The following is a 23,616-nucleotide window of genomic DNA, read 5'->3' on the forward strand; positions in this document are numbered from 1 at the left end:
CACGCTGGCCCGATGCAGCTACAGTGTGACACCATCCCCGGAACGAGGCAGCTTGCCGCCCTTTCCGGTCAGAAAGCTCCGAATCGCCTGTCGATTGGCATACGTCAGCACGATCAGATTCACCAGCCAGACGCCCCAGAAAGGCAGTGAATAGCCGGAAACCAGCAGAAAAATGGACAGCATCGCCATGCCAACGACAACTTGGAAGCCGTCGGCTTCCCTAGACGCATATTTTCCCTTCTTATAGCAGGAAAATACCGCAAGCAGCACGGCGAGAATCACCGCATAGGCCAAAGCCGCCTCAAATCGGGTTAAGGCGCTCCACACGCCGAAGGTTACGGCAATCGCCTTGCCTCCCTTAAATTTAAGGAATGGCGAAAAGGCATGCCCAAGGATCGGGGCGATCGCGACCAGCGTCATCCCGAAATCGCGTCCCAGCATTCCCGATTCGACCAGAAAGACCAGCGGCATATATCCCTTCAAAAAATCGAGCAGAATGCCCGCCAACCCCCAACGGTAACCGGCAGACTGCCACAGGTTAAACGCTCCGGGATTGCCGTCCCCGACCTGTCGTAAATCTTTCCGGGCCGCCTTGCCCAGCCAATAGGAAAACATCAAGGCCCCGCACAGGAACTCAGCCACAGCCAGTAAGAGAATCATCGGTCTCCCCTGCTTCCTACCTGCACGTCCCGACCTTTCCAGGTGACCGATCCGCGAAACACCACTTGATAGGCCGAATAGATCAGGATCACGAGGAAAAAGAGGGTAGACAACACGTGAAGCAGAGGCATCCATATGCCAAACTTCCCAACATAACGTACCAACAAATAGAGCTGCACCGCATACAGTACATACCCGATCAGCAGCGGGTAAGCCCAGGCCGTGTTCCAAAGGAACAATGCGCCTTCGGAAGCGATAAGCCCCAGGAGCCACACCGCAACCAGCAGCGTCGTGGCCGGCCGTAGCTTGGCAGTGCTCAGCACCGCACCTTTACCGAACCCCTCCAGCTCGCTGCGAATCCCGTTCGGGTACATCCGGAAGGAGACGAGGCCGCCGCCGAGAAAATTGGTCACGCGAATACCTGCCTCACGGAACTTGGCGCCAAGGTTCAAATCGTCGAGCAGCTCCGAACGGATGCTGTCATGACCTTGAATCGCCTCATAATCCCGGCGCGTTGTCACGATGCAGGAGCCGTACAGCCCCTTGTGCCGGCTGCGCATTTCAAACGACGAGGTGAATGCAAATACGCCCAAGACGTTCGTAATGAGCGCCAGGCGTTCATAAAACTTCTCCGTGACATGAAATGGAACCACGGAAATCACGCCGCCCGCTTCGGCCCGCGCCTGCAACAGCGACTCCAGCGCCCGGGGGGCCAAGCGAATGTCCGCATCCAGAAAGACAATCACGTCGCCGGTGGATTGCCGGTAGCCGTTCCAGACCGCCCAGGTTTTCCCCGTCCATCCGGGAGGCAATGCGTCGTTCCGAATCACGTTCACTCCATATTTAGCGGCAACCTCATAGGTGCCATCCTCCGAAAAATCATCCACTACGATAATCTCATCGGGAGCATAGGTTTGCTTCTTAAGCGAACCCAGCAGATGCGGCAAATTCCCGGCTTCGTTCCGCGCCGGAATGATGACCGACACCTTCTCTCCCCCGCGATAAGATCCTTCCCGTTCAGGAACAACAACTGCCCGAAACAGGATCCATCCCGCAATCCATCCGATGGCTAATACGATCCAAATCCCCATCGCTGCCCCACCTCTTTCGCTTGCCGGAAATAAAGTGAAATACGTATATGAGTATTCTATGTCCGTAATAGCGTAGATGTACAAAAAAAGTAGAAGAGACTACCGCTAGTGTAGTCGACAATTCCCAATTTTTCAACAAAAAAACAAAGCCCCTCTCGGCAGCCGAGAGAGGCTTAGATCAAATCTTATTGTTCCAATTCGACAAACGGATCGTCGATCACCAGGCTCTGCGCTTCCGCATCGCTGATTCCCGCATACAGCGTGGCTTTGCCTCCGCCTTGACGGACGAGTCCGCCGCTGAATACGACGTCTGCCAGATCCGGCCGCTTCGACGGACCCGGCAGGAAATCGGAGCGCTCGGCGATGATCTCCAGATCGGTATATTGGCCGGTCGCCGGGTCGTAACCGAAGGCCATCGGATAATAATGGCGGTCGCCTTGCTCATCGAAGCGGGCGATATGGCCCAGCACCCCCAGCTTGCCGTTGGCCAGCAGGTGGATTTCGTTGCAGCCGCCCCATTCCTCATCAAGGAATTGCTCAAGCAGCGGCGCTTCCTGCACCACCTCAAGCGAGAGGTCCTCAAGCCGGTCCACTTTCGCGAATCCGATTTTCCCCCTGCCGCCTTTCTCACCCTGCGGACGGGTAAATACGCCAATGGCTCCGTCGGACAGCTCCACCAGGCGTAAATCCTTCATTTGGTCCGGGCCTTGGAAGAACAGCTCTAACCGATTGAGACTAGGTCCTTTGTAAAATACCGTCCGCCAACTGAGTGCTCCTTCCAGCTCCGGATGAGGGAACGTCTGCACCCCGCCGAACACCAGCTCCCCGCCGATGCGGGTGAAGAACGGATCCTGCAGCGCAAACACCGGCGCCCCCTCCCGGGGAACCCAATGCTCATCATGGCGAACAAAAAACCAAATCTCCGACTCCTCGCTGTCCCGGCGCTCAACGCGTCCGGCAATGACCAGATCCCCTTCGTCCTCGAAGGGAGCCGAAATATTGTAAACATCCCGTTCGCCCACACCTTCAAACTTCAGTTTGACGGCTTCTCCGGGCTTGTTCGTTTTTGCCATACGGCGGTAGACCTCAACCAATTTCTCGCACGACAAAACACCGCTGTTCTGAAAATTTGCCATCGTCTGATTCCTTTCCGTTAGCTTAGTGGTTTCAAAGCTTCCAGCAGCTGCGGGAGGCGGAAGCTCGCGCAGGCCATCGAATCGTCCGATGCCCCATAATACATGATCACTTGTTCTCCCTTAACGATCGCTCCGCAAGCAAAAATAACGCTATGGAAAAATCCGCTCGTCTCATATTCCGCTTCCGGCACCATCAGCGGCTCCTCCATGCGGGCGATCACCCGGCCCGGGTCCTTGAGGTCCAGCAGGGCTGCGCCCATGCAGTAGCGATGCGATTGGTCCGCGCCATGATACAGGATCAGCCAGCCTGCCTCGGTTTGGATCGGTACGCATCCCGCGCCGATACGCGCTCCGTCCCATTTTCCTTCGCGCAACCCCATCAAGAAGCGATGGTTCCCCCAGTGCTCCAGGTCCGGCGACTCGGCCAGCCACATTTCGGGCTGTCCGATTCCTTCCGGCACCGGGCGGTGAAGCATATAATATTTCCCGTCGATCGCTGCGGGGAACAAGGTTACATCTTTATTGGTCGGGGCCAGGATTAATCCTTCCCGGCGGAACGAAACGAAGTCGCTGGTCGTCAGCCGGCCGACGGCTACACCTCTTTCAGAAACTGCGCTGTAGGTGATATGATATCGCTCCTCCAACCGGGTAATCCGCGGATCTTCGATGCCCCAGCGTTCCAGCGGGTCCTCCGGCCAGACACTAGGCGTCTCGTCGATGGTAAAGTTCAGGCCGTCCCGGCTACGTGCCACGCGAAAATGGGAGATAGACGTCAAGTACACCGTGGCCCCCTGCTTGTCGCGAATGACCCGAGGATCGGAGAAGTCGAAGCGCGGATCTTCCCGGTCTACTTTCACAATTTCCACCGCCGGTTCCGAACCCGAGGTCTGGCCGTTCACGTCAAGCACCGGAACAAGCACATAGCGCGGGTCGGTCTGCCGAGGGCATTCCGCCACCCGCAGCAGCAGGATTACTTCTCCTTCATATTCAGCAACGCCAGCGTTAAATACGCCGAGCACCTCCCAATCCGGGAAGGTGGGCTTGACATCCTTCGGCGTAATCAGCGGATTGTTCACGGAGCGATTGATCTCTATCTTTTGCAACATCGTCATCTAGTAGTTCCTCCTATCCGAAATTCAGACTGATTAGTCTTTCATGCCCGTAAACGTAATGCCCTCGATAAAATAACGCTGAGCCATAAAGAACAACAGAATGACCGGGAGCGCCACCAGCGTGGACATCGCCATCAGGTAATTCCATTGCGGAGCTTCGTTCACGCCGCCCATAAAGAAATACATGCCAACATTAAGCGTATACATCTTCATATCCGACAGGTAGATGAGCGGACCCAGAAAGTCGTTCCAATACCCCCGGAACGCAAAGATCGCTACAGCCAGCAACGCCGGCTTCACCTGCGGCAGCATGATATAAACGAAGGTCTGAAAGAAATTTGACCCGTCGATCTCAGCCGCATCGTCCAATTCCCGCGGCAAGGTCATGAAAAACTGACGCAGCAAGAAAATATAAAACGGTCCCCACGCCGTCCACGCCCGCAGAACAAGCGGGTCGAATTGGCCGACCAAGCCAAATTTCTGCCAGATCAGAAACGTTGGAATCAGCGTGACGTGAAACGGCAGCATCATCGTGGCCAGCAGCACGAGGAAGATCAGACTGCTTCCAGGAAAACGAAACCGCGCAAATCCATAAGCTACAATCGTCGCGCTGATCAGCTCCGCAACAATCCCCAGCACCACGATAAATATCGTGTTAAACAGGTAGCGGTTAAACGGCATCGCCGTCCACGCTTCCACGAAGTTATGCCATTGCGGCGGATCTGGAATCCATTGCGGCGGCCAGGCGAAGATATCCCCGTCCGCCTGCAAAGCGGTCGACACCATCCAGAAGAACGGCACCAGGATGACGGCGGCTAAGAACGTGACGATCACGTAAATCAACGTTTTGTTCACCCATTTCCACGTTCTGCCGGAGACGGCTTGGGTACGGGCTGTCGAAGCATTTTCCATGTGTTACACCTCCTATTAGCGCCGTTCCGATTCGTAGTGAACCCACGCCGGGCTGGAACGGAACACGAGCAGCGTCAACACCAGGATGATGATAAACAACACCCAGGCGATGGCCGACGCCTCGCCCATATGCAGCTGCGTGAATCCGCGTTCGTACACCAGCTGGTTCATAAATTTGCCGGCGGCCGAGGTTGGGCGGACGAACATCGCAATCGTGAAAATTTGCAGTGCTCCGATCATCCCCATGATGACCTGCAGCAGGATCACCGGCGAAATTTGCGGGATCGTGATGTGTATGAACTTGGCGAATCGTCCGGCTCCGTCGATTTCTGCCGCTTCGTATAAATTGCTTGGAACGCCCTGTAAGCCGGCCAGGAATACGACTGTATTGGTACCGAAGATCCCCCATAAGCTCATGATGACAAACGCGCCAATGACATAATGCGGATCGCCAAACCAATTAGGCTTATCGATGCCAAACAACGACAGCGCCGGCGATAGAACATAGTTGATAATGCCTGACTCACTGTTAAACATCCATCTCCACAGCAGCGCCACCGCTACCTCGGGCATCACCGCCGGAAGGAAATAGATCGTCCGGTACGTGCCGATCCCCTTGATTTTATTGTTCAGCAGCATGGCGACCAGCAGTGCTCCAATCACGCCGATCGGCAGCGATAAGGCGGCGTAAAGCAGCGTGATCCGGATGGACGGCCAGAACTCGATATCATTCGTAAACAGCTTGATGTAGTTGCCAAATCCTACCCATTCCGTCTTTCCGAAGATCGAAGACTCGGTAAAGCTCAGGTATAAGGAATCCAGCAAAGGATAAAGGGTAAAAATCAGGAAACCTACAATCCACGGGGAAACGAGCGCCAAACCGATCGCCTGCTTCTTTTTCCAGCCAAGCTTGGAAACAACGAAGTAGAGCACGCTCGCAATGACTAACAGGACGACAGGCACCAGCAACCATCGGATCAAGGTTGCAAGATGGTTTTCCATGCGGTTTCCTCCTTTCTGCACAGGTTGGCCCGTTCGCTTGATGAAGAAAAGGAAGGAGGCTCCCGCCTCCCCGTCCTTCTCTCTCGAACCTTCAATTATTTAATCGCGCTCTCCAGCAGCGGCTTGACTTCCGGAATCAGCTTCTCCGGATCGGTCCCCGCATTGATGATCGGGTCCATCAGCTGCGTCCAGTAAATGTTATCCCATTCCGGATATTTCTCGGAATAGCGGTACGGTCTCGCGTATTCCATCGAGTTGATGATCGCCTCTAGGGAATGCGATTTCTTCGGATGAAGCTCCTGCAACGTTGCCAAGTCCGCCAGGGATTTACGCGGCGGCATGATCTTCCAGTGGTGGATCGCATCGCTCAGATCCACCAAAGCTTCGAAAGCGGCATCGGGGTTTTTCGTATTGACGTTGATGCCCATGCCAAGGATGTCGCCAAAGGTGGCATGGATGCCGGTTGGTCCCGCTGGAACCATAAAAGCTTGCACGTTATCGACCGTGGAATCCAGATCATCGGCTGCCCCGCCCATGAACATAGCCACTTGGCCATCGCGGAACATTTTGTCGAAGCCGCGATCGCGAACGATTTGCTGCGAAGGTGTCAATGGACCCTTCACCAGGTCGGCGTAGAAGTTCAGAGCTTCCTTCGCTTCCGGCGAGTCGATTGGCGATTGACCGTCTTCGGTTAAGACGTCTCCACCGTTTTGCCATACGAACATTTGGGATGGCGGCCAGCCGTTTAACGTAAAGCCCCACTGTACCACCGACTTCTCATCAAACCCATCCTCGCCCGGATGCTTGCCATTCTTGTCCTTGGTCAGCTTCGTTGCCGCATCGGTAAATTGCTCCCAGGTCCAGGTTTCATCCGGATAAGCCACACCCGCTTCGTCGAACAATCCCTTATTCACGTACAGCATCACCGGCTGCTGCAGCCAAGGCAGGCCGTAAACCTTCCCTTCGTGCGTAAACGGCTGAAGCGAAGCCTCGTAATAATCATCCAGATTCGCTGCCGGTTTGTCAGAGGACTTCAATCGATCTGTAATGTCCAGCATCGCGCCTTCCGACGAGAACTGGGCCGCACGCTGTGCGCTGATCCAGAACAGATCTGGTCCCGAATTCCCGGTTAATTGCGTGATCAATCGGGTATCGTATTCCGCCGGATTGGAATCCTGCACGATCGTATACGTTGTTGATTTCTCGTTTAATTCGTCAAGAATTTGCTGCAGTTCTTTCGCTTCGTCCGCCCCGGCCCAGGTCGTCAGCTTCAGTTCCACCTTCTTGCCTGGTTCAGCGCTTTGCCCTCCCTTCTCATTCTGATCGCCTTGGCTGGCACCTCCGCCGTTATTGCCGGAGCAGGCCGACAACAGCAGGGAAACTGCAAGAACCAAGATGATGGCCATGGAAAATTTCTTCTTCACATGAATGACCCCCTACCAGATAGATGATAGAATTACTAACTTCATGACTAACCTTCTTTTGTAACGTTACTCAAGATTACATTTTTATTATGTATCCAAATGACAACGCTGTCAAGAGAGGATTTCAGCTTCACAAAATGCTGAAAACTAAGCTTTTTTCCTGCTAATCGTTTACATTACAACTTTTTTTGTGTATATTTAATTTTGTAACGTTACAAAATGATAAGCAGTACACATAGAGGGGATTCAAACATGCGTAAAAAAGTCGTCATGCAGGATATCGCTGATCGCTTGAATCTATCCAAGAACTCTGTCTCCCAGGCGTTATCCGGCAAGGACGGAGTAAGCGAAGAAACGCGGCGCAAAATTATCGAGACGGCGGAAGCCATGGGCTACCGTTACAACAAGAAGACGTCCGCCGGCAATCAAAATCAAGTGAAGACCATCGGGCTGATTGCTTCAGACTTTGCTTTTTCCATGCAGTTTTTCGGGGAAATCTATCTTGCGGTCGAACGGGAAGCCAAGAACCACGGTATCAATCTCCTTATTCAATCGATTACTCCCGAGATGCGCGACCGGCTGCAGCTGCCTTCTTTCATTGAAGAGAAGCAAGTGGACGGCCTCCTGATTCTGTCGCATATCAGTACGGCTTATATCCGCAACGTGCTTGAGCAAGGCATCCCCACCGTGCTGATCGACCACCATCACCCGCTGCTTTCAACCGATGCGGTTCTGACCAATAACCGTTTCAGCGCTTATATCGCCGTCAAGCATCTGCTGGATTATGGCCATCGGAATATCGGCATCCTGGGCAATGTCGCGGTTTCGCCGAGTTACCAGGAACGTTGGGAAGGCTATATGCTTGCCCTGCGGGAGCACGGCCTTGAGCCGCGTGAAGCACGTATGCTTGTGCATACGCAAGAAGAAGAGGAAATCATCGCTGAAGCGATGAGCCGTGTGGCTGACCAGCCTAGCGCTTGGTTTTGCCTGAATGATGGATTTGCGTTTTACGTCAGCTCGGCGCTGCGCCAGCTGGGTTACCAAATCCCTGACGAGATCTCGATTTGCGGCTTCGACAACAGCCATTATTCCCAAATGGCCACGCCCAAAATCACGACGATGGAGGTTGACCTGTCTCTGTTCGCGCACAAAGCGTTTGATCAGCTCATGTGGCGGATCAAGCATCCGAACGAAGCGTATCAAGAAATTTTGCTGCCCACCCATTTGATCGTGCGCGAATCAACGGCAGCTGTGAAAGTTTAAATCAAAAAAAAGTCGATCAGGATGGTAACCCTGACTGACTTTTTTTGTATCAGTGGACGACGGAATCGTTAGCACTCCCCGTCGGAGAATACAAACTAACTGGAATTTCTACCGTTAATATTGGCAGAAACGTAAGTTATGGGCGATTTAACGGTAAATTGTATAGTTAATTTGGGTGCTTTTCCGCTAAAGTGGCGATATTGATGAAATTAACGGTAGGTTTTACTGTTAGTTGCACGTACAGCTGGTCTACATCGAAATTAACGGTACATTTTCCAGTTAATTTGTATTGAGTATCCCGACTTGAGTCCTCAATAACCGAACCAGCCTTTAAGCAAAAACCAGATCACCGGCACCAATAAGGACGGCAGCATATTCAACGTCTTCGCATCGATGATCTTCAAAATCGATAACCCCGAGCTTGCAATCAGCACGCCGCCGACAATCGAAATTTCCGTCAGCAATGAAGTCGTCAGAAAAGTCGCCAAATAATCGGCGCTCATATAAATGGCTCCCTGCCATAGAAAGAGCACGACAGCAGTAAGTGCAATGCCGATGCCGTAGCTGGATGCCAGCACCATGGAAGTCACTAAATCCAGCGTGGCATTCATGTACAGGTAGGTGTGATTCCCGTGAAGCGCGCTTTCAATCGGCCCAAGGATCGACAACGTGCCGATGCAGAAGAGCAGGATGCCCGTCGATAGTCCTTGTCCCAAATTCGAGGTGGAGAACCGCCCCACCAGCCGTTGGAACTTCCCGTCGATGTCCAGCGCGGTTCCGGCCAAACTCCCCGCCGCCATGCTGATGATGAACAGCACAGGGAACGTGCTGTCCTTCATATGGGTCACCGCAGCGTTAATGCCAAGCATGGTGGCGGCCAGACCGATTGCGGTAAATAGGGCGGACTGATACGTTTCCTTCAGCCCTTTCTTAAAGATGCTGCCAAGCACACTCCCCGCCAATATGGCGACCGTGTTCACAATCGTTCCGATCATCTTTCTGCTCCTATCCGTTCGTTTGTTCTGTCCTCATTCATGATAACGTTTTGCCGAAAAACCGTCTAGCGCATCTCCTTGATACCCATCAGAATCTCCACATCGATGGTGATTTCTACGGCATCCCGCTGCGTAAACGCTGCGATTCGCGCTTGTTCCGCAGACCAGGCGAGCGGGCAGCCAGCCGGATGGCTTCTTTGGACAAATCGATGCCAACGCCTAACCCATCCGGCCTTTCCAACTGCCGTAATATCCCCTGCAAATGCGAACCTTCCCCGCAACCCATGTCGGCCACGAGAGGGGCAGAAGCGGTGTCGCCTGCGTATGGATTAATGATCCGGGCGATCGTTTCATGCATTGGGGCATAGAGTTTGCTCCCCGCAATGATGCTCCGTCTAGCAGCAAACAGCTCTTTGTCATAATGGCTATGGACCGGACGGGACAAACGGGCATAAAAAAAGAAAGGCAGCACTTCCCGCCTTCCTTCATTTAACTATTCGATCATGGACTTTGAAGAGCTATGAAAAATGGGCAGACGACATGAATTCAAACCATCACGAGCGCTGCAGCATCTTCACTCTTTATGGGGCGGCGAAAATTTTGATATACTGGGAACAAACGAACTAAGAACGGGGATCAAACGATGAAAGACCAAGACATGCTGGCCGTGCTAAAGGCCCTCTCAAATGAAACTCGGCTCAACATTCTCTGTTGGCTGCGGGAGCCGGAGAAATTGGAGTCCGATCTGCCGGATGTCATCAAGCAAGAGTTTCCGGGCAGTGTATGTGTCGGCTCGATTCAGGAAAAATCCGGATTAGCGCAATCCGTCATTTCTTCGTATTTAGCCAGTTTGCAAAAGAGCGGCCTGTTAGAATCACGCCGTTATGGACAATATACGTATTACAGGTTAAATGAAGAAGGGATCGATACCTTCTTGGAGCAATTTGCCGCCAAGCTGAAAGCCAAAAAATAATCAAGCAGAATCATTTTTTGCTTGCATATCGATTTATTAATCTATATATTTAGATATACGTATAAAATGATTATGGAGGGGAGAGATCCACATGTCCATTTCCCAAGCGGCTGCTGCTCTATTCAAACCTTTTGAAGGCGGCGGACTGAAGCTTGCGAATCGAATTGTCATGGCGCCGATGACCCGTTCCTTTTCGCCCGGCGGCATCCCGGGTCCTGATGTCGCCGGTTATTACCGCAGAAGAGCCGAGAACGGCGTTGGATTGATCATTACGGAAGGCACGGTCATCAATCATCCGGCAGCCCCTGCGGATCGGGACGTGCCGCATTTCTATGGAGAGGAAGCGTTGGCCGGGTGGCAAAGGGTCGTCAATGAAGTGCATGAAGCCGGCGGTAAAATCGCTCCCCAAATTTGGCATACCGGCACGGCCCGCCAGCGAGAGACGTTCCCTGAATCGGATGCCGATCCTATCGGACCATCTGGCCTCAGCTTGACCGGCAAGCCGGTCTCTGAACCGCTGACGAAGGAGGAAATCCGCGAGCTGGTTCAGGCTTATGCCCAATCTGCCGCGGATGCGAAGCGCCTTGGATTTGATGCCGTGGAAATCCACGGAGCGCATGGTTATCTGATCGACCAGTTTTTCTGGGAGGTCACCAATAAGCGGACCGATGAATACGGCGGCGACCTTGTCGGGCGTACTCGTTTTGCTGTTGAGGTGATTGAAGCGGTCCGTGCTGCGGTTGGGCCGGATTTCCCGATTATTTTCCGCTTCTCGCAATGGAAGCCCGTCGACTATAGTGCCAAGCTGGCCGCGACCCCTGAGGAGCTGGAGCGCTTCTTGGCTCCGCTGAGTGCTGCCGGGGTTGATATTTTCCACGCCTCCACTCGCCGTTTCTGGGAACCGGAGTTCGCGGGTTCGGAACTGAACCTGGCCGGTTGGACGCGCAAGCTGACCGGCAAACCAACGATCACCGTAGGTTCCGTTGGCTTGAATTCCGAGTTCACCAGCTTGTTCGAGTCAGGCAAAGGCGCAGAAACAACCGGCATTGATCAACTAATCGAGCGCCTCGAACGCGGCGAATTCGACCTCGTTGCCGTTGGCCGTGCGCTGCTGACCGACCCGGCTTGGGCCGCTAAAATCCGCGATGGCCGCGTGGATGAGCTGAAGCCATTTACGAAGGAAGCCCTCTCCACGTTGAGCTGATCTCTTGCTTTCGGGATTGTAGAAAGACCTCTTCGAAATGCTCGAAGAGGTCTTTTTTTAGGCTGTCACCTGCCCCGGACTTATGCCTTTCCCCGCAAAATCGCATTGATTTCGCTCATTTGCGCCGGAGTCAACGGGCCGAAGGAGATGGCCTTTGCGGCCGTAAACTTGCCGCTCAGCAGCCCCATGGCCGGAACGTGGTGATTGACGCGTATGAGCAGCTCCTTTCGAGATCGGTACGCCGGATTTACACCATTTTCCCCGGAAGCTATGGGCCAAATATTTGAAAGAAGCGGCGGGGGGTGTACCGCCCGCCTCCCTCGATTACGGCGATATTCGCGGCGAGGAAGCGCTGCGAAAGGAATTTGCCGCCTACCTTTACCGAACACGAGGCATGCGCTGCCAGCCGGTCCAAATCATGATCGTATCCGGCTCCTCCGAAGGCTTTGCCCTCATTGCCCAGACGCTGCGGGATCGTTTTGACGTCGTGTACCTGGAGGATCCGACGATTGAGTTCACGCTGCATATTTTTCGCAGAGCCGGCTATCGGATCTCGCCGGTGGCTATAGACGGCGCCGGGATGAAGCTGCATGAGCTTCCCGCATGGGAGCCCGGACATCTCATGCTGCTGACGCCCTCGCATCAGTTCCCGGGCGGCGGCATCCTGCCAATTCAGCCGCGGCAACTATTAATCGGGACCATACACCGCCATTTCGGCGAACGTGCGGCCATTCAAGGGGATGAAGCCGGAATGCACCTGATGATTGAGCTTCATGGGGTTCCCACCGGTATCGATTGGTGGTCCAAAGCCCAGGCATACGGCGTTCGCGTTTACGGGGTCGAGGACTATTGCCTGATCCAAGGAAACTATACGCGGCATATCTTGCTTGGCTATGGCAACCTCCCCGAAGAGGTGAGGATGTCTCTGGTTGCCTTGCTCTCAGGATTATCCCTTTTGTGTTAGTGTAAAATTTCCGTGGGGGTAGGAACTGGAAAAAGCGAACATAGAAAAAGAGCTTCTCCCTTGGTAAAGTGATGTTTGCCGACAACACACCAAGAAGGAGAAAGCCCCTATGAGCCACTTTACCACAACGATACCGACGATGAAAGAGCTTGAGCAATGGATGCTGCGGAAAATGCAAAAGGCGTTCGCCAGCGCCATGACGAAGGCACTGGAAATGATGGACCAGCAGATTCTTGAGCAGCGGGACCGATCACGTTACCGTGTGAAAGAAGAACGCGAAACCAGCGTCAACACCGTGTTCGGCCATATCCGGTTCAAACGGAGATTGTACGTGGATCGACAGAGTGGCAAGCATGTGTATCTGCTGGATCGCCTGCTGCAATTCGAAGGGCGAGGGAAAGTCACCCCGCATTTGGAAGAGACGGCGATTGCGTTCGCGAGCCAAGGCCCGTCCTATCGGGACAGCGCGAAGCGGCTGGAGCAACTGTTAGGGTACAACGTGCTAAGCCATCAGGCGATTCGGGAGAAGCTGCTCGAAAAGGCGGAGCAAGAGACGAGGGCTGCAAAGCGGCGACCGGCGCGCGTGCTGTTCGTGGAAGTGGACGGCTTGTACACGAAGCTGCAGCGGAGCAAGAAGCGTGGGATGGAGAACGCGATTGCGGTTGTGCACGAAGGCTGGGAGAAAAGCGGCAAGCGTGTCCGACTGAAGAATAAGCAACACTACCTGCATACGGCCGGGGGCGACTTCTGGGAAGGGTTTGGAGACTTCCTGGCGGAGCGCTACGAAATCGATGAGAACACGTGGCTTGTCGTAAACGGAGACGGAGCGGCGTGGATCGGGGAATGTGAATCGTACTTCCATCAATGCTTGTACATGCTTGACCGGTTCCATGTCGCACGCGATCTCAAGCGTTTTGTCGGCCATCTGCCGAGCGTATGGGAGGCCGTAAGGAGATCCCTCGCCAAGCAGGACGCTGCGGCGTTGATGGCGGCTTTGGAAGGCGTAGCAGAGCACGAGATAGCGGAAGAGCATAGGCGGGATTGGAAGCAGTACAAGGGTTATCTGAAGCGGCATCAGAGGCATTTGGACGACTACCGGAAGACGCTTTGCGCCAACGGAATCGACACAAGCGCTATGCGCCCTATGGGGAGTGCAGAATCGCAGATGCGCATTTTCGCCAGAAGAACGAAGCGAGGCGGATACAGTTGGAGCGAGCGCGGTGTAAGAGCGATGCTGCGAACGATGATGAGAAGACAAGAAGCCAAATTCGTGACTTTTGCGGCGGATGTAGAGCGGAAACCAAACTTGGCGAGAAACACAATGAATATGCGGCGGCTAATGAAGGAGATCACGCAACAGGCGAAAGGCTGTGTAACGGGAATGATTCGCTTGCTTCAAGGACCAAAACAGAGCAGCCCGACGGGAATGGCTCTTAAAGGGCTTCGAGGGTAATCATACAAATTTAGGTAAATGTATCTTTTGTTTGGAGAATGATCAAGGCAAAGCGCTTACAGGGGCAAGGGTTCTTTATGAAGTTCGTTTTGTTCCCTTAATGAATTGCCCACACTGACTTGACACTGACCCCTTTTGTTCAGTTCTTTTACCGTTCATTCTCGTATGATAAGATAAAGTTGAAAGGGGACTGGTTAATGGCACGAAGTAAAGAGTTCGACGAAAAGGAAGTCCTTCTTAAGGCCATGCGTTTATTCTGGGAGCAAGGGTATGAGAAGACCTCACTTCAAGATTTGGTGGAGCATATGGGAGTACATCGCCGCAGCTTGTACGACACGTTTGGCGATAAGCACACGCTGTACATCAAAACGATGGAGCAGTATGCGAGGATTACGAATGCTGCCATTAAGGCGGAAGTCCAACGCGGCCGTACGGCTTTAGAATCCATCCGTCTGATTTTTGACTATCTGATTGAAACCAACGGCGAACAGCCCAACGGCTGCTTCTTTGTGAACTCGGCGACTGAGCTGGCCTACAGAGATCCCGAGGTCAGCAAATTAACGAGCGAGCTGTTCGGCAATGAAGAGCAGTTGTTGACTGAGCTCATCCAACAGGGGCAACAAGCGGGAGACATCTCACCAGAATTAGACCCCCGCCTGCTTGCGTCCAGTTTACATGCGACTTTGCTCGGAATCCGCGTCATGCGTCGCACCTCCACCGATAAACAGAAGCTCCATCAAATTGCCGAAGTTTCGATGGAGATGCTGAAGCCGTAATCTACAAATTTAAAAAGGTCCATAAAAACGCGCAATTGCGTGGAACTCCTTATTGGGTTCCCACGGCAGCGGCAACCGCATCAATTATGAAGCTGACGGCGATTCCTGGCCTGCGTGTTCCGATTTCCGTTGCAATACGCCGCCAAACAGGAAGATCCCCAGCGAGAGCGCCAAGCTGACGGCCGAGAACATCCCGATCGCGCCAAACCCGCCGAATTGGGTATACAAAATACCGGCTGCCCAAGCCCCTAGGGTATTGGCAACATTCATCGTTGAGTTGGCGAGGCTGGAGATCGTTCCCCGAATCGAGGCGTTTAACGAAGTGAGCGCCTCCATGACAAGCGGGAAGATGATGCCCAGGGTCGTGAAGATGATCAAATAGAGAGCGGTAACGACGGGGAGATTCGCCATATGCGGTGAACCCGTATAGAACAGCACGAGAAGTGCCGTTCCCACCGCGACTGCACTGGCTTGGCCCAGCTTTTTCACCACAGCAGAACTGATGAAACTGCCCAGCAGCGACCCGAACCCGAGAAACAGCATCACGGTGCCGATGGACTCAACAGGAAGCTCGAAGCGGTCCGCCAGCCATTTGCCGACAAAAGCCATCGTAGTCCCGCTGCCCAGATGAAGGAGCAGGTAGGCCAGATACCCGGATCTTGCTTTTCCGCTCGTGATCAGAGGCATATAGCGGCGGAAAATCGATACCGTGTTCCGTTGCGGTTCATGCGGATGGATGTTCGGCAGCATGCCATACGCGGCTGCTGCGAGCAGCAATGCCACCCCGCCAATGATCCAAAACGGCACGGACCAGGAGGAAGCCGCAAGCCAGCTCCCGATCGGCACGCCCAGCGCTTGCGCGGCCGCCAGCCCGGAGAAGGCGACGCCCATCGCTTTCGATATTTTTGACGCCGGCATCACTGCGGGAATGGACGCCCACACTTGGGGAGCCGTAAAAGCCGCGCTAATGCCGGCAAGAAAACGGAACAGACACATGGACCAAAAGCTGAACGCAAAGCCGCACAAGATGGTGGAGACGGCGAACCCAAGCAGTCCACTGACGAGCACAAATCGGCGGTTCCAGCCGTCGGACAGCGGTCCAGCGATCAAGGCAAAGATGGCAGAGCCCAGCGTGTAGGCACCAATCATCCAGCCGGCAATGCCCGTATCCACACCAAATTGATCCTGCAGCGTCGGCAGCAGCGGCGAGACGAGAAAGGTATCGGTCCCGATCATAAACATGATGCAGAAGAACAGTATTGTAAATCTTAACATGACTTTCGATCACTCCTTGTAACGTCTGGTGAGATTTCTTTGTTTATGATAAGGGATAATAGTGACAGATCTTGTCATAAACAAATGAAATCAGCGCGCCAGTTTCAGGAAGCGTGATCGGGATATCATCATTTGTTCTTATAATCAATAATCTGGATCAAATTACCACAGGTATCGTCGAAGATCGCGATGGTGTTCTCGCCCATTTGAGTCGGCTCCATCGTGAACTTCACCCCGTGTTCCAATAAGCGTTGGTACTCTTTGTGAGTATCTGCAACACCAAACATCGTGGCCGGAATGCCATCGGCGAACAACTTCTGTTGATACTCCTTGGCGGCAGGATGGTCATTTGGTTCGAGTAAAAGCTCAGTCCCATCCAGCTCATCGGGAGAAACCAATGCAATCCATCTAAATTTTCCGGCAGGAATGTCATGCTTTTTTACAAAACCCAGGGTTTGGGTATAAAACTCTAACGCCTTGTCCTGATCTTGAACGAACAGGCTTGTCACTACGATTTTCATCTAATTCTGCCTCCTTTATATGTGCCACTAGAAAGTTAACGAACTGTCTGTCTCAATCAATGTCTTCATCCCGGAAAGAACGATTGGTAATCCCTCTTCCAATATACGAGATGTAACGGGGGCTTCCTCGAACTCGTTGGTCTGGAGGTGATTCCGCAACTGAAACTTGCTTATTTCGTTGCCATCCTGAATGCGGCAGTGATTGGCGTAACTTATGTTCCTGCGTTGTTTGGATTCGTCAAACTGGGCTTCCGTGGGAAACCATTATTCTCCTTGGTGCTACTCGCTTCATTATACCCGATCGCTTACTTTGTTTTGCAAACGTTTGGGCTTCAGCATGCAGATTCCGCGGAAGGGGCATCATCAGCGCCATGACGCCTGTGGTCACGATGCTATTCGCTTCCCTCTTTTTGAAAGAAAAAACCACCTGGATGCAGAAGCTGTCTCTTCTTCTGTCTGCAAGCGGCATTGTGTTCATATATATCATGAATGGCAGCAGCGGCTGGTCGCAAACGACCGGAACTATCTTGCTCGTTCTGGCTTGCATTACATTAGGTTGTTGGAATGAATATGTCGTGGAAATTTTCTAGATCTTCCTCGGAGCAACTTAAGCAAACGAATTAAGTGAGGTCATAATGATGCATATTACCCTGATCGCCGGAAGCAACCGGCACAACGCTGCAAGCACAAGTATTCTTCGTTATATCGAAGACGTTCTGAAATCGAGAAACATTCAGGTCTCAATTATCGATCTGGCGGCTGTGCAATTACCGCTCTATTCTCCTGACTCAGAGGTCGTCCCCCCGGAAGCCGACGTTCTGATCCATTCAGTGAAGCAAGCTGACGGCCTCATCTTAGCCACTCCCGAGTACCATGGTTCCATCTCCGGTTCCTTAAAAAATGCGCTGGATTACCTGGACAACAGCCACGTGACTGGCAAGCCATTTTTGACTGTGAGCTCGGCAGGCGGTCCTCTGGGAGTCAGTTCACTTCTCCATTTCCAAAGCATCATCCGGAATCTTCATGGCATCCTGTGTCCGGAATGGATATCCGTTGGGGAGGGCCAATCGGTCTTTGATGCGGATGGGGTTCCTCAAGATATGGAGGTCATCCAGCGCATCGACCAAGCCGTCGAACAATTTATCGTACTGGTGAAGAAGCTGGGGCATAACAGCAAGCAACCTGCGAAAGTGATGATGGAAACATGATGATGACCCCCGCCGAAATCAAAGCCTACTTAAAAAGAATTGGCATTGAGGACATACAACCGCCAACCCTTGAATATCTCACTCAGCTTCACAGGGCCCATGTGTCGACCATTTCCTGGCAGACCATTGATATCGTTGCCGGCAGACCAACTCCGATCGATTTACGCGAGTGCGTCCGTCTGATGTTGAGCAACCGAAGCGGGTATTGTTTTCACTTGAACGGTGCGTTCAGCGTTCTGCTTCGTTCACTGGGCTACCGTGTTTTTTGGCATCGAGCGGGTGTCCAACCTCCGGGGCAGGAGCCTCGCATTAACTCCTTTCACCTCGGGCTCACTGTCAGCTTGACCAATGAACAGCAGCAAGAACAACGATACATCATCGACGTGGGGTTGGGTGATATGCCCTATGAACCGATTCCGCTGCAGATGGGCACTTACGAGCAAGGTCCGTTGGTGTATCAAGTCGAGAAGTCCGGCGTGGTGGAAGGCGGTTGGCGGCTTGTTCACGCCCCAAACACATCGTTTGCAGGTGTTGATTATGCCCCGGATGAATTAGAGAACCTGGAAGAGTTTAAACCCAAGCATGAATTTTACAGCCGATCGCCGGAGTCGCCCTGGATTCAGCTATTTCTTGTTCGGCATAGACACGCCACCGGCAGTAATGAACTGAGAGGATGTATATGGACCAAGCGAGACAGCAAGGGCATCGAAAAAACAGAACTTCGCACCAAATCCCAATGGCTGGAAGTGCTGGGAGACGTGTTTCAGGAGCATCTGGTCAGCTATAGCCAGCTAGAGCGCGATGAACTATGGAAGCGAGTGTGGAAATATCATGAGGAGTGGAAGAAGGTAAATATGAAATAAAGAGGGGCAACCCCCAAAAATGAAACAGCGGTGGACCAGGACTTGCAAAATAAAGTCTTAGCCTGCCGCTGTTCCTTTTGTGTCTAACCTGTCCAAAAGTTATGTTCGGTTAGATAGCTTTTTATGAAACATTTCATCTAATAACATGATTTCTGCTTTTTGGCTGACGGCATGGTTCCCAAGCTTTACATCAATGATAAAGTCATTGGTCAGCATCTGGCGGTAACGGGAGATCATCTCGTCGTCGGGCATTTCACCCATTGCCTTCGTTTCGGCTGGGATTACCGGAATTCCGGCTTGCTCTACCAGGCGAAGATTTTGCTTCATCTCTGCAGCGATCTTGCTTAGCGTACTCACACTTCTTGCCGACTCTACATCCATCATGCCGTCATTGGTATAGAAATGCTTGTTGACGATTGCTAATGCAGCATGGGAAATATGGAAGGCTTGAATGTCTGGTTGGATTTCATAGTGTAAATTTACCGATTCAAGGATTTGGGCAAGCTCTTTCACTCTTTCGGTAATCTGTCCATTGATTTCGCCAAAAATGGTGCCTTGATGTTTTTCAGAACCAAATTGGGCGTATAGAACATCTTCTTTAATGTCTCCGCCTGCACCCGGGAATCCGGGGAGCAACCGATCTCCCACGATATCAAGCCAGCGGTCATATCCAACGGTGTTCGTCAAGGTGACAATGGCTTTGCTCTGATTATGCTTGAGCGCAGTAAGGGCAGATTCGGCCTGATCATATCGTACGGGAACCAAAATAAAATCATAAATGTCGTCGTCTTCCAGCTTTTCGATCGTCTTGATCGGTATTTGCTTAACGATCCCCTCTTCATTGTAAAGCAATCCGTTCTGTTTCAGTACATCCAGTCTCTTTCCTCGCGCTAACACGGTTACGTCTAATCCGTACTGTGCAAATCGGAGGGCGTATACACTACCAATCACACCAGCACCAAATATCAAAAGTCGAGGTTGTTTTGAGTTCATTGCGTTCCTTCCTTTCTGGAAACTCGACATCAATTGCTTAAGCAACACATGTCTGATAAAATCGTAGTACTGCATGATCATGATTTCAACAAACAGATTCAGAGGAAAGTTGCCAAAACAACACATTTTGATATTTGATGTTTTAGAGGGGGACAGGGATATGGTCAATCAGGAAGATCCAAGGGTCATGCGCACACGACAGTTCATCCGAGAAGCATTTAGAGAGTTGTTGCGGAGTAAAGACTTTAATGCAATATCCATCAAGGAGATTACACAGAAAGCTACCATTAACCGCGCCACCTTTTACGCCCATTACGAAGATAAATATGCTTTGCTTGAAGAATACACCGAACAGTTTTTCCGTGACATGGTTCCCGAGCAAGTGATGAACGCGCAGGAGTTTACAGCTGAAATCTGTGACCAGCTGATCTTGCTGACATACCGCTACATTGTGGATTTTTATCAGATCTGCAGAATGGATTCTAAATCGATTGCGAAGCTTGTGGATGAAATGATAAAGAAAATGTTGCAGCAAACGATCGAAAGCATTCTTTCCAAAGGGCACTCTACAGACCACCGCCATACCAAGATCGTTTCGGCTATGACAGCCTCAGCAATCTATGGCGCAGCCCACCATTGGTTAACGGTTGGGGAAAAGAATCGAACCGATTTATTAGTAGACATGGTTCGACCTTATATCATGGAAGGCTTGGGAGTTCTCACCGACGGCAGGCAAAAATAAAGCGGGGTTGCTATGGCAACCCCGCTTTATTTATTTGTTCAAAGAAAATAAAGTGTTAGACTATAATTTCAGATCTGGTGCGGGTTTTTGAGCTGGAAAATCGTCAGCTTTTGAAAAATAAGTTTTAGACTAAGTATCTAGATTAGATTCTAAATACGGAACCCAGGAAAATAAAGTATTAGACTAGAGAATTAAGTGATGGTAAATTAGCTTCCACAGGCACCTTGTTATTAATTAGATAGCTAAATATCTGTTTGTAATAATTTCCAGTGTGTAGTATAAAATCCCTCCCCGTATCTCTCCCCAGTTTTCTTGCTGTTATGTCAATCTCAAATTTATAACCCAGTGCAGGATCCTGAATATCAACTCTTTTTTTTGTCGGTTTATTATTCGAAAGTAACAAAGACTCATCACTTAAATGTTGAACTAAGAATCCCATTATTGTGTAAATTACAACCTCTCCTAACCCCTTTTTGGCACGTTTCTTAAAATGATGTGTAGCGGCACTGTTTGATTTAATACTAACTTTGGTTAATATTGACCATTCAAATTCTCTTGAAAACTCTACTACATCCAAAGTAATCTCTAACATTTTTTCTTTGTTAATGAACCAATCTATAGCCCAATCATATACAAAGTTTCTTTCTTCTCGCTCTTGTCTATAAGTCTTTGCTTTAATTGAACTGGAAACAGCAAGTAAAATCTCCTTAATCCCCTCATCAAACCCTTTAATATGGAATTCCGATCTAACCTTATCGTTTAATGCATGAGGGATTTCACAATCATCGATTACAACTGGGAGAATTATATCAATACCAGCCTTTTTTTCTAATTCTAATGCTAATTCAAATTCGCGTTTAAACCACCGTTGATCTTCTGAATTTAAGACCCTAACTGAAGCTTTGGAAAGAATAATACAGATATATTCTGCTTCATTTATTTCTCTAGTTAACCTGTCCGTAAGTTTATTACCCACCTTTAGTTCCCATTGATCAAAAAAAACTATAACCTGCCTTTTTACTAATTCAGCTGACAGACGTTCAGCAAAAGCTTGATCTTCTTTCGCAAAGCTAATAAATACTGCCACATTATCCTCCTATAGCTATTGCTGATTTAAATGGAAGCCCTCTAGGGATATTATCTCATTCTCAAGATCAAATATGAGTTCTTGAAATTGCTGTGTAGTATTATCATTCAATAAATCAATATAGTATATTGGCTTTCCTATTGCTCTAGCGTAATCTAATTCAAATTTAACCCAATCAGACTCAACCGAGTTCTTAGTCCTTACAAAGACTATATTTTTCGATTGTTTTATACGCTTTTTTAAGACTACCTTCGTATATTCACTCACTAGCTCTCTCCTAAGAAATTCTCTATCGCTCGTCCAATCACAGTATACATTGAGAAAATGTTTATTAAGAGCTTTAATTACCTTCTTTATAACACTGGAATCTATATAGTTTCCCCTGAAAAAGTCAGGGTGTTTTGAGCATAATTAAAAGGAATTCAGCACCTCAAAATGGAAATTGTTATTGACGAGATAACAAAGTTCCACACCCCGAGGGAAGAATTCCTTTGCTATAGGAGTTCAACAGAAGCCCTCGGGAATCCTTCCAAGAGGTGAAGAAAATGTTGAAACTTCGAGACGAGCAATTGACCATCTGGGATGCCATTCTCCCGGAATCTGTTAGAAAGTTGCCGGTCGAGCTTGCAATCATAGATCAATTACTGGACGACGACCGTTTTCTTCAACCGTTTACTGAGTTGCACCCGAAAGGCAAGAAAAGCGGCCGTCCTACGCTTGCAATTGAAAAGTACATCCGTCTTATGGTCCTGAAGCATAAATACAATTTGGGCTACGAGTCACTCGTGAAGGAAGTCGGTGACAGCATCACATGGCGAATGTTCTGCCGGTTTGCCATCGACGAACCGATGCCCGACCCGTCTACGCTCATCTATGCCCGCAAACGCTACGGCGACAAGATCGTCGAAGACATCAATGCCGCACTCGTAAAGCAGTGTGAGGAAAAAGCCGTTCTGAAAACCCGCAAATTGCGCACGGATACGACGGTTGTGGAATCCGACATCCATCACCCGACAGACGCTACGCTGTTGCAAGATGGCGTAAAAGTCATCACTCGAACGATTCAGAAAATCCGGAAAGTCGCCTCCCACACTGTTCAAGGCTTTGAAGATCGTACGGCAGAAATCAAGGAAAAGATTCTGTCCATCGCGAAAGTTCTACGTCGCCGCACCCGTGAATCTTGGGAAGAAGTTGACCGGATCACTGGGAGCGTAATCGAAGTAGCCGAGAACGTTGTGAACAAGGCGCAAGCCGTTATCGAGAAACTGCAAGACAAGGGCAAAGCTGCTCTTCGACAAAGTAAAACCAAACTGACCGAGGCGGTCACGCTAACCGGCAAGTTGTTGGAACAAGCCAAACAGGTCGTTTCCGGCAATCGAATCATCGCAGATCGGATCGTCAGTTTCTTTGACCCGGAAGCAAGACCGATTAAGAAAGGTAAGCTGGCCAAAGGAACTGAGTTCGGCTACAAGGTGCGAATCGACGAGACGGAAAGCGGCTTTGTGACCGGCTACGCTGTCTACGAGGGGAACCCCTCGGATGATGAACTGCTCGTTCCCGCTGTACAGGCGCATATCAAGCAATTCGGCAAAGCGCCGCAAGCTGTAGCGACCGACCGCGGTTTCTCAAGCAAGAAGAACGAAACGGCCATTACCGAACTTGGTGTGAAGCGAGCTAGCTTGCCGCGAAAGGGCAAAAAAGGCATTGCCCGATCCGAGTACGAAAACGAATTATGGTTCAAAGACTTGCAGCGTTACCGTGCAGCTGGAGAAGCGAAGATTAGTCTTCTCAAGCGGAAGTACGGTTTGAACCGCAGCAGGTATCGGGGCTTTGTCGGCTCAAAATGCTGGGTCGGCTTCGGGATTCTGACCCACAACCTGCAAAGAGCGGCAAAAATGCTCCAAAACTAACATGGAAACCGATCATTAGGGAAAGTTCCCCCTCACAACCCAGCCAGCAACC

General features: G+C 51.0%; 24 protein-coding genes. 11 read left to right on the forward strand and 13 right to left on the reverse strand.

Features of this window, described 5'->3' with window-relative positions:
* Positions 1-18 precede the first annotated feature (18 nt).
* From NSQ80_RS18175 to NSQ80_RS18205, 7 genes are all read right to left on the reverse strand, one after another.
* Positions 19-660: a glycerol-3-phosphate acyltransferase gene (locus NSQ80_RS18175; RefSeq protein WP_009226518.1), complete on the reverse strand. Its 642-nt coding sequence runs from the start codon at positions 658-660 to the stop codon at positions 19-21.
* Complete coding sequence (locus NSQ80_RS18180; protein ID WP_339300260.1) at positions 657-1,751, reverse strand: glycosyltransferase; 1,095 nt, start codon at positions 1,749-1,751, stop codon at positions 657-659. The genes NSQ80_RS18175 and NSQ80_RS18180 overlap by 4 nt, the downstream gene beginning before the upstream one ends.
* A 185-nt stretch (positions 1,752-1,936) precedes the next feature.
* The gene (locus NSQ80_RS18185; RefSeq protein ID WP_009226520.1) at positions 1,937-2,887 is read right to left on the reverse strand and encodes a DUF1861 family protein; all 951 of its coding nucleotides are present in this window, start codon (positions 2,885-2,887) and stop codon (positions 1,937-1,939) included.
* A 17-nt stretch (positions 2,888-2,904) separates the two neighbouring features.
* Complete coding sequence (locus NSQ80_RS18190) at positions 2,905-3,999, reverse strand: glycoside hydrolase family 130 protein (RefSeq protein WP_009226521.1); 1,095 nt, start codon at positions 3,997-3,999, stop codon at positions 2,905-2,907.
* Positions 4,000-4,032: 33 nt separating this feature from the next.
* Positions 4,033-4,911 (reverse strand): carbohydrate ABC transporter permease, encoded by an 879-nt coding sequence (locus NSQ80_RS18195; protein ID WP_009226522.1) that lies wholly within the window; start codon positions 4,909-4,911, stop codon positions 4,033-4,035.
* Between the two features lie 15 nt (positions 4,912-4,926).
* Complete coding sequence (locus NSQ80_RS18200; protein WP_009226523.1) at positions 4,927-5,913, reverse strand: sugar ABC transporter permease; 987 nt, start codon at positions 5,911-5,913, stop codon at positions 4,927-4,929.
* Positions 5,914-6,008: 95 nt separating this feature from the next.
* The gene (locus NSQ80_RS18205; protein ID WP_009226524.1) at positions 6,009-7,337 is read right to left on the reverse strand and encodes a sugar ABC transporter substrate-binding protein; all 1,329 of its coding nucleotides are present in this window, start codon (positions 7,335-7,337) and stop codon (positions 6,009-6,011) included.
* Between the two features lie 252 nt (positions 7,338-7,589).
* On the opposite strand from NSQ80_RS18205, the gene NSQ80_RS18210 reads away from it, so the two are divergent.
* On the forward strand, positions 7,590-8,600 hold the full coding sequence (locus NSQ80_RS18210) for a LacI family DNA-binding transcriptional regulator (protein WP_009226525.1): 1,011 nt from the start codon (positions 7,590-7,592) through the stop codon (positions 8,598-8,600).
* A 311-nt stretch (positions 8,601-8,911) separates the two neighbouring features.
* Here the strand turns inward: NSQ80_RS18210 and NSQ80_RS18215 are convergent, their stop codons facing one another.
* Both NSQ80_RS18215 and NSQ80_RS18220 read right to left on the reverse strand, forming a co-directional pair.
* Complete coding sequence (locus NSQ80_RS18215) at positions 8,912-9,595, reverse strand: DUF554 domain-containing protein (RefSeq protein ID WP_009226526.1); 684 nt, start codon at positions 9,593-9,595, stop codon at positions 8,912-8,914.
* A 115-nt stretch (positions 9,596-9,710) separates the two neighbouring features.
* On the reverse strand, positions 9,711-10,067 hold the full coding sequence (locus NSQ80_RS18220; RefSeq protein ID WP_323077790.1) for a hypothetical protein: 357 nt from the start codon (positions 10,065-10,067) through the stop codon (positions 9,711-9,713).
* 171 nt (positions 10,068-10,238) lie between these two features.
* Here NSQ80_RS18220 and NSQ80_RS18225 point away from each other — a divergent pair, with 171 nt between their 5' ends.
* The 5 genes from NSQ80_RS18225 to NSQ80_RS18245 all read left to right on the forward strand — a co-directional run bounded on the left by NSQ80_RS18225 (position 10,239) and on the right by NSQ80_RS18245 (position 14,965).
* The gene (locus tag NSQ80_RS18225) at positions 10,239-10,568 is read left to right on the forward strand and encodes a metalloregulator ArsR/SmtB family transcription factor (protein ID WP_260071122.1); all 330 of its coding nucleotides are present in this window, start codon (positions 10,239-10,241) and stop codon (positions 10,566-10,568) included.
* Between the two features lie 91 nt (positions 10,569-10,659).
* On the forward strand, positions 10,660-11,772 hold the full coding sequence (locus tag NSQ80_RS18230; RefSeq protein WP_323077791.1) for an NADH:flavin oxidoreductase: 1,113 nt from the start codon (positions 10,660-10,662) through the stop codon (positions 11,770-11,772).
* A gap of 283 nt (positions 11,773-12,055) precedes the next feature.
* The gene (locus NSQ80_RS18235) at positions 12,056-12,736 is read left to right on the forward strand and encodes an aminotransferase class I/II-fold pyridoxal phosphate-dependent enzyme (protein ID WP_339300263.1); all 681 of its coding nucleotides are present in this window, start codon (positions 12,056-12,058) and stop codon (positions 12,734-12,736) included.
* Between the two features lie 109 nt (positions 12,737-12,845).
* Entirely contained in the window at positions 12,846-14,189 is a 1,344-nt protein-coding gene (locus NSQ80_RS18240; RefSeq protein ID WP_339300265.1) for an ISLre2 family transposase, read from the forward strand.
* A gap of 197 nt (positions 14,190-14,386) precedes the next feature.
* The gene (locus tag NSQ80_RS18245) at positions 14,387-14,965 is read left to right on the forward strand and encodes a TetR/AcrR family transcriptional regulator (RefSeq protein ID WP_339300267.1); all 579 of its coding nucleotides are present in this window, start codon (positions 14,387-14,389) and stop codon (positions 14,963-14,965) included.
* Positions 14,966-15,049: 84 nt separating this feature from the next.
* Here the strand turns inward: NSQ80_RS18245 and NSQ80_RS18250 are convergent, their stop codons facing one another.
* Together NSQ80_RS18250 and NSQ80_RS18255 are read right to left on the reverse strand one after the other, a co-directional pair.
* Complete coding sequence (locus NSQ80_RS18250; RefSeq protein ID WP_339300269.1) at positions 15,050-16,240, reverse strand: MFS transporter; 1,191 nt, start codon at positions 16,238-16,240, stop codon at positions 15,050-15,052.
* A 128-nt stretch (positions 16,241-16,368) separates the two neighbouring features.
* Complete coding sequence (locus NSQ80_RS18255; protein ID WP_323077795.1) at positions 16,369-16,761, reverse strand: VOC family protein; 393 nt, start codon at positions 16,759-16,761, stop codon at positions 16,369-16,371.
* 371 nt (positions 16,762-17,132) lie between these two features.
* Here NSQ80_RS18255 and NSQ80_RS18260 point away from each other — a divergent pair, with 371 nt between their 5' ends.
* Genes NSQ80_RS18260 through NSQ80_RS18270 form a run of 3 tightly spaced genes read left to right on the forward strand, consistent with a single transcriptional unit; the run spans position 17,133 to position 18,832 of the window.
* Entirely contained in the window at positions 17,133-17,351 is a 219-nt protein-coding gene (locus tag NSQ80_RS18260; RefSeq protein WP_339300271.1) for an EamA family transporter, read from the forward strand.
* A gap of 45 nt (positions 17,352-17,396) precedes the next feature.
* Complete coding sequence (locus NSQ80_RS18265; protein WP_323077797.1) at positions 17,397-17,969, forward strand: NADPH-dependent FMN reductase; 573 nt, start codon at positions 17,397-17,399, stop codon at positions 17,967-17,969.
* On the forward strand, positions 17,969-18,832 hold the full coding sequence (locus NSQ80_RS18270; protein WP_339302189.1) for an arylamine N-acetyltransferase: 864 nt from the start codon (positions 17,969-17,971) through the stop codon (positions 18,830-18,832). Before NSQ80_RS18265 ends, NSQ80_RS18270 begins: the two co-directional genes overlap by 1 nt.
* A gap of 99 nt (positions 18,833-18,931) precedes the next feature.
* Here the strand turns inward: NSQ80_RS18270 and NSQ80_RS18275 are convergent, their stop codons facing one another.
* Positions 18,932-19,825 (reverse strand): 2-dehydropantoate 2-reductase N-terminal domain-containing protein, encoded by an 894-nt coding sequence (locus NSQ80_RS18275; protein ID WP_339300273.1) that lies wholly within the window; start codon positions 19,823-19,825, stop codon positions 18,932-18,934.
* A 160-nt stretch (positions 19,826-19,985) separates the two neighbouring features.
* Between NSQ80_RS18275 and NSQ80_RS18280 the strand changes: the two genes are divergently transcribed.
* On the forward strand, positions 19,986-20,567 hold the full coding sequence (locus tag NSQ80_RS18280; protein ID WP_323077799.1) for a TetR family transcriptional regulator: 582 nt from the start codon (positions 19,986-19,988) through the stop codon (positions 20,565-20,567).
* A gap of 178 nt (positions 20,568-20,745) precedes the next feature.
* Here the strand turns inward: NSQ80_RS18280 and NSQ80_RS18285 are convergent, their stop codons facing one another.
* The gene (locus NSQ80_RS18285) at positions 20,746-21,654 is read right to left on the reverse strand and encodes a toll/interleukin-1 receptor domain-containing protein (protein WP_339300275.1); all 909 of its coding nucleotides are present in this window, start codon (positions 21,652-21,654) and stop codon (positions 20,746-20,748) included.
* A 545-nt stretch (positions 21,655-22,199) separates the two neighbouring features.
* On the opposite strand from NSQ80_RS18285, the gene NSQ80_RS18290 reads away from it, so the two are divergent.
* Positions 22,200-23,564 (forward strand): ISNCY family transposase, encoded by a 1,365-nt coding sequence (locus tag NSQ80_RS18290; RefSeq protein ID WP_019007868.1) that lies wholly within the window; start codon positions 22,200-22,202, stop codon positions 23,562-23,564.
* The last annotated feature ends 52 nt before the right edge of the window (positions 23,565-23,616 follow it).

The organism is Paenibacillus sp. FSL K6-2441, assembly GCF_037964765.1.
In the GTDB taxonomy this organism is placed as follows: Bacteria; Bacillota; Bacilli; order Paenibacillales; family Paenibacillaceae; genus Fontibacillus; species Fontibacillus phoenicis.